Genomic DNA, 7,288 nt, shown 5'->3' on the forward strand with positions numbered 1-7,288 from the left:
AGCAATCATTGAAGGATCTACAAATTGAATATGAAAAAAGAATGAAGGAGGTAGAAAAAATGAGTGACGAACAGTTAGTAAGAGAATTCGAAATTTATTTTCTAAAGGCGGAAGCTGATAAGAAATAATACAGGGATAAAATTTTAGTATCAAGAATACTCTGACAAACCCACGCTGAAGCGAGTTAAAACTTGTGCCCCCCGCTGGCGCGAGCTTGTAGCTCGTGCCTTTTCTTGTCCACGCAGCTATACCTTCACCAAAGTAACAGTACGAGCTGCAAGTTCGCACTAGCGTCATACTTCCCAAACCCGGGCGTATCTGTTCTAAGTATAAGCAAAAACATGAGCAGGAAGTATAAATTTCACAATAAGGAAGGGCTATACTTTGTGAGTTTTGCGGTGGTGTACTGGATAGACGTGTTCACGCGGGAGGAGTACTTTGCCTTACTTACCGATAGCCTGGACTACTGCCGGAAGAACAAAGGCATGGAGATCTACGCCTGGTGCATCATGCCCAGCCACGTGCACCTCATCTTCCGGGCCAAAGACAACAACCCTAGCGTGCTGCTGAAGGAACTGAAAACCTATACTTCCAAACAGCTGCAAAAACTCATTGCCGAACATAAGCAAGAAAGAACAGAGTGGATGCTGTGGCTGATGGAGCGGGCGAGGTTAAAGAACAGCAACGTAAAGCACCGGCAGTTCTGGCAGCAGCATAACAAACCTATTGAGCTGTGGAGCACAGCCGTGATAGACCAGAAGATCGACTACATCCACAACAACCCTGTGGAAGCTGGTTTTGTGACGGAACCGGAGCATTGGAAGTATAGCAGTGCGATAGACTATAGCGGTGACAAAGGAGTGCTGGAGATGGATTTTGCCTGACGAGTGGAGGCACGAGCTGCAAGCTCGCGCCAGCAGAACAGGGTCGTTTCCTTCTCTTTTTTTGTCATCCTGAAAGGATCTTGTGAGCAAGTAGTAACAGCTTAACCTCCGGGGAAGGTGCTCTCTATTTCAACCAGGTTTTTTAACAGAATGGAAATAAATTTTTTAGCTAATCTTCAAAGCCTTCCCGCAATCCTTTTGACTGTGCATAACATACGGGGCTGCTGTTTTCCTTCCGCTCTGCCTTTTCCTTTACCAGTTCCTCGTAATTTTCGGGAGTAGAAATGATCCTGCACTTCGGGTAAATCACCACGCCCCGCCGGATGATCTTGCTGTTCAGCTCTATCTCCTCCGCGTTTACCCCTTCCGCCCTATACACATGTATCGTGAAGAAATGGTAGTTCGTTTTCTTCGCATATCCTTCTGCCGTTATCCTGCCGGTTATCGTACGCTCCCCGATAAAGGCCGAGGTCTCCCCTTCTACATAAGGTGTGTACACCGATTCCGTCCATGCTACTTTACAACCTACTGTCAGATTCATATTGCTGCTTTATGTTTTACTTTCATTACGTGTACCGTGTCGTGCAATATAAATTCTCCTAATGCACTTCTTTTGGTACACCACACTCAAATTAGCTTAAGCCAATGCCTTGGGATTTCAAAGCAGCTACACCTTCAGCATATATATCTGTCGGGGCTACAGGTACACACTAGCGGCGTTACCTTGTAATCAACAGAAAGGCCCGGACTAATTCGTTTGGGCCTTTCTGTTGATATGAATTGTATCAGAAGCAAATTACCTGCTCGCTTTCTGCCCTGGGTGGTAAGTGGCTTTGGCTCTTTTCTCCACGTCTTCGCGGTAGTAGGCTACGTCTTTAAACTGCCTATCGGCATAGCGCTGTGCCTGATCATCGAAATGCGGAGAGGCAGGATCTCCGCTCTGCCCACCGGCCAACATGGTCTTGGCTTTAACTTTATCGCCAAACTCCACTACCGCCACAAAGCTGTTGCCGGAGGTGCCGTACAGGCGCTTGGTGTTGTAAGTATTGGCCCCAAAAGAAGCCAATGCTCCCCAGTTGCCCGACGCCATGCCTACGGGTATACTTGGAGCCGCATCGTTAAAGGGCTGCTGTATATCGCCGGTAATCCGCTGGTAGCGGTTAATCTCTCCCCAGGGCGTGTTCCATTGGCCGAAGTCGTTCTCCAGTTGGGTGATGGTCTCGCTGAAAAGCTTCAGGCGCTCCGCTTCCGGTGCAGTGTTGGTGTAGTAGTCGAAACGCTCCATCAGGTTCAAGTCTTTGGGGGCACTGCCGTTACGCAAGGCATTGGTAGCATAAAAATGCGCCAGCGACATCGCCACTGATTCTTTAGACACGGCATAGTTCCAGTTGCGCAGCTCGTCAATGGCCTGCTTCAGCTTTGGGTCATTTAGTTTTTGAGTATCATAGGCTTTTACCAGTCCCGGTAGCAGCACCTCAAAGCCCGGCAGGTACGGGTCGTAGGCCAGCTCTATCAGTTTATCCAGCGTCAGGTTATCTGCTTTTTGAAGCAAGCGGACGGCATGTATGCCCCGGAAGTTTTCAGGCGACGGCGCCATGTATACCGGGTAGTTTTCCTTCTTTGGACTATACTCAGCTGCGGCTGTAAAAGGTGTGGAGTTACAGTTCTGTATCCAGCCATTGGCCGGGTTCACGAGTCGTATAGTTTCCTCCAACGGGTGCAGGCCGTTCCAGTCGGTTTTTGGGTTGCTGCCATCTACGGGCTTGGAGTAATCAAAAGAGGAATCGCGTTTCGGGAAGAAGTTACCGTGGTAGTAGGCAATGTTACCGTCCGCATCGGCGTACACAGTGGCGTTAGAAGAGTTGGTGCGTAGCTGCATCATCTCGTTAAACTCCTTCAGGTTGCTTTTCTTGGTGCGGGTATAGGACTGGATCAGCGCATCCACCGGCTTCCACATCAGGGCTGTGGCTACCCACTTGTCGCCGTTCTTGTGCGTGATGGGCCCGTGGTGCGTGCGGTAGGTGGTAAAGGTTTTTTGCTTCAGCTCACCCCCATCTTTGTAAGCCAGCGTTACTTTACTCGTCGTGACAGGGCGCAGCTCCTCGCCATACTTGTAAAACAGCTTACCATCCTGCTTTACAATCGTCTCCTCAAACTCATCGATTACATCGGCATAGGCAGAAGTATGCATCCAGCCAGTTTTCTCGTTAAAGCCCTGGTACACGAAAAACTGCCCCCAGGTAACGGCGCCATAAGCATTCAGCCCTTCTTCGCTCACCGCATGCACCTCTCCTCTAAAAAAGAAAGAAGTATGCGGGTTAATCAGCAGCATGGCATCGCCGGAAGCCGTGTGCTTGCCTGCAATCGCGAAGCCGTTCGAGCCTTTTGGTTCTTCCAGAATCCCCGGCTTCACCAATCCATAGCTATTCACTCCAAGCGACTTATCCTCGCCATAAAAAGCCTTGATGCCTTTGGTAGAAACACTCTCGATATCGCCGCCGATGGAGCCTTCGCTGAAGTACATCGGCATCCAGGGCTCAAAGCGCGTCAGCAGCTTTGGCTTTACCTCCGGGTGCGTGTGCAGGTAGTAATTGATGCCATCGGCAAAAGCCTGGCAAAGCTTTTTCAGCCACTCCGGACTCTGCTCATACTGTACTTTAGCTTCTGCCTCTGTCATGTATAGGCGGGCACGAAGGTCACTGTACAGCATCTCCTCCCCTTCTGCTTCTGCCAGTCGGCCGGTTGCCCACAAGTAGTTGCGCTCCACCCGGTTAAAATCATCTTCGCACTGGGCATACAGCAGGCCAAAAACGGCATCGGCATCTGTCTTGCCATACACGTGCGGCACGCCAAAGTCGTCGCGCATAATGGTCACGCGGGCAGCCTGTTCCTCCCAAGCCACCACCTCTGTTTTAGATTCGGCTTGCTCTTTTACAGCGCAGGAAGAAAAGTTCAGGAACAAGAACAGCAGCAGGAGCAACTGGGGTTTTAAAGTATAGCGCATAGGTTGATCTGATGAAAGGAAACGATGAACCAATTTAAGGATAATTTTAGAAACCTCCTGCCTGTCAGCTCCATCGCTGGTGCGGGTTTATAGTAGCTGTACGAGCTGCGTAAAAAATTAAAGCAGCAATTGTATGCTTACTACAGTGGAGGAAGGGGCTTTATACTTGAGTTACTGTGTTTGCGATTAATTCACTTTTATTGTCGCACTTGGGCTCTTGCCTTGTAGCGTCAGACGCTCGCGGGACCTTCGGACACCGCAAGGTCTTTAAATTGCTTCTTCTACCACAGATGAGCATCCGCGCCAGAGAGATAAAAAAGTGATCAAGTGAAAATTATGCTTGTTGCCTCTGTTTCGCCAAGTAGCAATTATTCTCAAATTGTTTGCTGAACGAGTGCTATTAGGTAATCTTGTTATCAAAGAGTTTTTGATAGTAATATTGCGCTTAAACATCAAACAGCATCACTCACAAGTGCGCAGGATTTCGTAAATAGCATTATGAGCCGCACAGAAACGATTGAGGAGTTTTATAAAACCAAACTGAACTGGGTGCCCGACAATATCCGCAGGGAGATCGGGCATTTTAACGTGTTTAAGCTCGACGACTTTGTGGGCTGCCACTCCAAGCCTATTCCGTATAGCCGCAAAGATTATTTTAAGATCAGCCTTATCATCGGCCGGAACAAAGTACATTATGCTGACAAGGTAGTGGAGATAAAGAAACAGGCGCTGCTATTTGCCAATCCGCAGATTCCCTACAATTGGGAGCAAGTTGATGAGCAGCAGTCAGGTTTCTTCTGTGTTTTTACACCAGCCTTTTTCCATCACTTCGGCAATCTGAATAACTATGAGATGTTCCGGCCCCACGGAAACCCTGTGTTTGAACTGACCGACGAGCAGACTGCCAGAATAAAGGCGGTGTTTGAGCGCATGTTCGAAGAAATCAACTCTACCTATACCCACAAGTATGATGCACTCCGAAATCTGGTGTTCGAGATTCTGCACCATACTGCCAAAATGCAGCCTGCCCAACAGGCCGAAAAGCAGCACACCGACGCAGCGCACAGAATTTCTGTTTTGTTCCTGGAGCTGCTGGAAAGGCAGTTTCCGATAGAAGATACCAGGCAGCGAGTCGTGCTACGTTCTGCTTCTGATTTCGCCGACCAGCTCTCCATCCACGTAAATCACCTGAGCCGGGCCGTAAGGAAAACCACGCAGAAAACCACCTCCGACCTTATCAGCGAACGCCTGCTGCAAGAAGCTAAAATCCTGTTAAAGCACACCGACTGGAATGTGTCTGAAATTGCCTTTGCACTCGGTTTTACCGAGGTAACTCATTTCAATAACTTCTTCAAGAAAAAGCTCCAGCTAAACCCCACCCAATTCCGAAGTGTTAGCATTTCGTAAGGTATGGTTAGCATTTCGTTACCCTGACCGGCTACTGCCACGCTACCTTTGTTCCATCACTAAAAAGAAAAACTATGGACGCAAAGAAAGTATGGTTTGTTACGGGGGCTTCCAAAGGACTGGGGCTTACCTTCGTTAAAAAACTGCTAGCAAACGGTTATCGTGTAGCGGCCACTTCCCGCAACGTGCAGTCGCTTGTGCAAGCGGTAGGAGAAGTTTCAGAGGTGTTTCTACCCCTGGAAATGAACGTGACCGACAACGATGATGTAAAAGCAGCTATTGCCAGCTGCGTGCACCACTTTGGGCGCATTGATGTGGTGGTGAACAATGCCGGTTATGGTTTGATAGGAACCCTGGAAGAACTAAGCGAGGCAGAAGTAAAGGCTAACTTTGAAGTAAATGTATTCGGATCGCTGCACGTTATCCGCCACGCTTCGCCATACTTACGCCAGCAAAAATCGGGTTACATTTTCAATATTGCTTCTATTGGAGGATACACGGGAGGCTATCCTGGGTTTGGTATCTATTGTGCCACTAAGTTTGCGGTAGCAGGCCTTACAGAGGCACTTGCTGAAGAAATGAAGGACTTTGGCGTGCACGTATCGGTGGTATATCCGGGCTATTTCCGCACCGATTTCCTGTCGAGCGGTTCCGTTAAAACAGCCGCCCACCCGATTGCGGCTTACGAAAGTACCCGCGCCGTAGAGCAGGCTCACCTCCACGACATTAACGGCAACCAACCCAACGACCCTGAAAGAGCTGCCGAGATCCTGATAGAACTAAGTGAGCAGCCAGCGCCACCCGTGCACCTTTTCCTGGGCAAGGATGCCTATGCTGCTGCCACGCAGAAAAACGACCTTATCAGGCTAACCTTGGAGGAATATAAAGCACTGGCTACCTCCACAGAAATTGTTCAAAGCTAAACCTGCAGCATCTATTTTTTATGGCAACAACTATAGAAGAAACCAGGGCCTACATCGGCATGTGGGTAACAGCCGATGGCTATATCCGGCACGAGCTGCTACCGGGCAACCGCTACGACGAAGCGCGTGGTAACAGAAAGAGCGCTTACCAGGGGAATTATAAAATTACAGGCAACCACATCGATTATAAAGACGACACCGGCTTTACGGCTGATGGAGAATTCAAAGAGGGAGTTCTCTATCACGCCGGCATGATCTTATATAAGGAAGACAACTAATAAACGGAATGATGGAGAGGAAGCCAGGGCATCTTTCAAAGCAGAAGGACCGCTTCCTCTCCCGTTTCCTCACTCCTGCTCTGCTTAAAGTATAAATCTTCTACTAACAGGGAGTAGTCGACACCTTTTAAAAATTTGCGTAGCCACTCCTCCTACTTAGCGTTTTCTGCTGATACCCTATATTAAAACTGACCAATTCAGTGCATTTAAACACGTACACGTAATAGTTGCTTAGTATAGATTATTAAGTGCCGAGGGCTAAACACTGCCACCGATAAACAGTAGCTGCGTTATACTTACTGATCCTCCGCCTTTAAGATGATAAAGGTTACAATCCCCAGCACTTTCATGCTCATAGCCTCTGTAACTTCAATAGCAGGATAAGCAGCGTTAGCAGCCTCTAGAAATAGTTTTCCCTCCCTTTTTCGAATAGTTTTTACTGTAAAATTATTATCGAGATGGCAAACGGCAATACGCCCATCTTCTGGCTCCAGTAATAAATCGATAATAAGTATAGCACCATCTTTTATATTGGCATCTACCATTGAATTTCCTCTCACCTTCAGCATATAAGTAGCGGTGGGGTTCTTCACCAGGAACTCGTTTAAACTTATACGCTCATCCAGGTAATCATCTGCCAGCGATGGAAAGCCGGCTGAAATGCAGGAGGCATAATAAGGCACCTGCAGTACATCAAACTCATCAATCCTGTACAATTCATGCCCCTCACTTTTCGAAATACTTATGATAGTTTTTTGTTTCATAGCTCAACTAAAACTAATATTTTTAGTA

7 protein-coding genes are annotated in these 7,288 nt (G+C 48.1%); 4 read left to right on the forward strand and 3 right to left on the reverse strand.

Features of this window, described 5'->3' with window-relative positions; genetic code table 11:
* The first annotated feature begins 341 nt into the window (after positions 1-341).
* Positions 342-884: an REP-associated tyrosine transposase gene (locus tag ACFQ2O_RS18565; protein WP_377531440.1), complete on the forward strand. Its 543-nt coding sequence runs from the start codon at positions 342-344 to the stop codon at positions 882-884.
* Between the two features lie 169 nt (positions 885-1,053).
* On the opposite strand, the gene ACFQ2O_RS18570 is transcribed toward ACFQ2O_RS18565, so the two are convergent.
* Both ACFQ2O_RS18570 and ACFQ2O_RS18575 read right to left on the reverse strand, forming a co-directional pair.
* Positions 1,054-1,425, reverse strand: a complete 372-nt coding sequence (locus ACFQ2O_RS18570; protein WP_377531443.1) for a hypothetical protein — start codon at positions 1,423-1,425, stop codon at positions 1,054-1,056.
* Positions 1,426-1,680: 255 nt separating this feature from the next.
* The gene (locus ACFQ2O_RS18575; RefSeq protein WP_377531445.1) at positions 1,681-3,888 is read right to left on the reverse strand and encodes an acylase; all 2,208 of its coding nucleotides are present in this window, start codon (positions 3,886-3,888) and stop codon (positions 1,681-1,683) included.
* A 498-nt stretch (positions 3,889-4,386) separates the two neighbouring features.
* On the opposite strand from ACFQ2O_RS18575, the gene ACFQ2O_RS18580 reads away from it, so the two are divergent.
* The 3 genes from ACFQ2O_RS18580 to ACFQ2O_RS18590 all read left to right on the forward strand — a co-directional run bounded on the left by ACFQ2O_RS18580 (position 4,387) and on the right by ACFQ2O_RS18590 (position 6,496).
* Complete coding sequence (locus ACFQ2O_RS18580; protein WP_377531447.1) at positions 4,387-5,295, forward strand: helix-turn-helix domain-containing protein; 909 nt, start codon at positions 4,387-4,389, stop codon at positions 5,293-5,295.
* A 74-nt stretch (positions 5,296-5,369) separates the two neighbouring features.
* Positions 5,370-6,218 (forward strand): SDR family NAD(P)-dependent oxidoreductase, encoded by an 849-nt coding sequence (locus tag ACFQ2O_RS18585; protein ID WP_377531449.1) that lies wholly within the window; start codon positions 5,370-5,372, stop codon positions 6,216-6,218.
* 20 nt (positions 6,219-6,238) lie between these two features.
* Complete coding sequence (locus ACFQ2O_RS18590) at positions 6,239-6,496, forward strand: Atu4866 domain-containing protein (RefSeq protein ID WP_377531451.1); 258 nt, start codon at positions 6,239-6,241, stop codon at positions 6,494-6,496.
* Positions 6,497-6,792: 296 nt separating this feature from the next.
* Here ACFQ2O_RS18590 and ACFQ2O_RS18595 read toward each other — a convergent pair whose 3' ends face one another.
* Positions 6,793-7,260, reverse strand: a complete 468-nt coding sequence (locus ACFQ2O_RS18595; RefSeq protein ID WP_377531454.1) for a LexA family protein — start codon at positions 7,258-7,260, stop codon at positions 6,793-6,795.
* Positions 7,261-7,288 lie beyond the last annotated feature (28 nt).

It is taken from the genome of Pontibacter rugosus, from assembly GCF_042678745.1.
Classification (GTDB): Bacteria; Bacteroidota; Bacteroidia; order Cytophagales; family Hymenobacteraceae; genus Pontibacter; species Pontibacter rugosus.